Origin of the sequence: Nostoc sp. 'Peltigera membranacea cyanobiont' 213, assembly GCF_002245975.1 — a bacterium.
Classification (GTDB): Bacteria; Cyanobacteriota; Cyanobacteriia; order Cyanobacteriales; family Nostocaceae; genus Nostoc.
Map to the genome: position 1 here is coordinate 1 of NZ_NOLI01000378.1, position 1020 is coordinate 1020.

Sequence of the window (1020 nt, forward strand, 5' to 3'; positions counted from 1 at the left end):
TACAGCGTATTTGAGGTTTATGAGGTACAGTAACAACAATTAGTAAACCAATTTTTTAGATGCTTTGGATTAACTAATTTCAGGGCAATTTTAATTAAACCATCAACTACAGATGCATGTTTGGGAGAAAATTGTTTCAGAAAAGCTTTTAATTGTGACCACCAATGCTCGATGGGATTGAATTCGGGAGAATAAGGAGATAGATAAAGAACACTTGCTCCAACAGATTCAATTAAAGGCTTAATCTCTTCGACTTTATGTGCAGGTAGATTATCCATGACAACGACAGCACCGACCCATAATTGCGGAAGTAAAAAATGTTCTACAAAAACTTTATACGCATCTCCATCCATTGAGCCGTTTAAAGTCATCACAGCTAAAACTTTCTTTAAGCTAATTCCTCCGATTACACTGATTTTCGCTCCTCTGTAATATGGTTTAAAATCATACGCCCTACTACCGCGATCGCTTCGAGCATGAGTTCGGGTCAAACCAAGTAAAACAGCCATTTCATCGATAAATACAAGATCATCTGGGTCTATTTGTTTTACTTTCTCCCAATACTCTATTCTCAGTTTTTGGACTCTTTCTGTTTTCGCTTGGCTGCTACGTAAAGTCTTTTTTTTCGTGTTAATTCTTGTTTTTGCAATGCACAACACATCACACTTGCACATACCCAAACGTTATATTTTTCTCCAAAATACTCGCAGTATTCTGATAAAGTTGCGTCTGGATAACTTTTCACCATTTCGGCTAATTCGCTACCATACTTATCCAATTTACCCTTGATTGTCCCACCTTGCTTTTTAGGTTCTAGATGTCCTTGGGTTCTCTTTAGCTGGAGCAGCTTTTGTACATAGCTTTTCGCTACACCAAATTGAACAGCTACAATTCTTATCGAAGTGTCACCTCTTTCATAGGCATTTACTATTTTTGAACGCAAATCGATTGAGTAAGGTTTCATTATAGTTCTTAATGCACTATTACTTACTGTACCTCATGCACCTCGAAAATGCTGTA

The 1020-nt window shown here is 37.1% G+C and carries 2 protein-coding genes; both read right to left on the reverse strand.

Translation table 11 applies throughout. The annotated features are described in order from the left end of the window. Positions 1-17: 17 nt before the first annotated feature. Positions 18-659, reverse strand: coding sequence for an IS630 family transposase (locus CDG77_RS35065; protein WP_223270178.1), 642 nt, complete (start codon positions 657-659; stop codon positions 18-20). After that, positions 572-964, reverse strand: a complete 393-nt coding sequence (locus CDG77_RS38380; protein ID WP_094333676.1) for a helix-turn-helix domain-containing protein — start codon at positions 962-964, stop codon at positions 572-574. The genes CDG77_RS35065 and CDG77_RS38380 overlap by 88 nt, the downstream gene beginning before the upstream one ends. Between the last annotated feature and the right edge of the window lie 56 nt (positions 965-1020).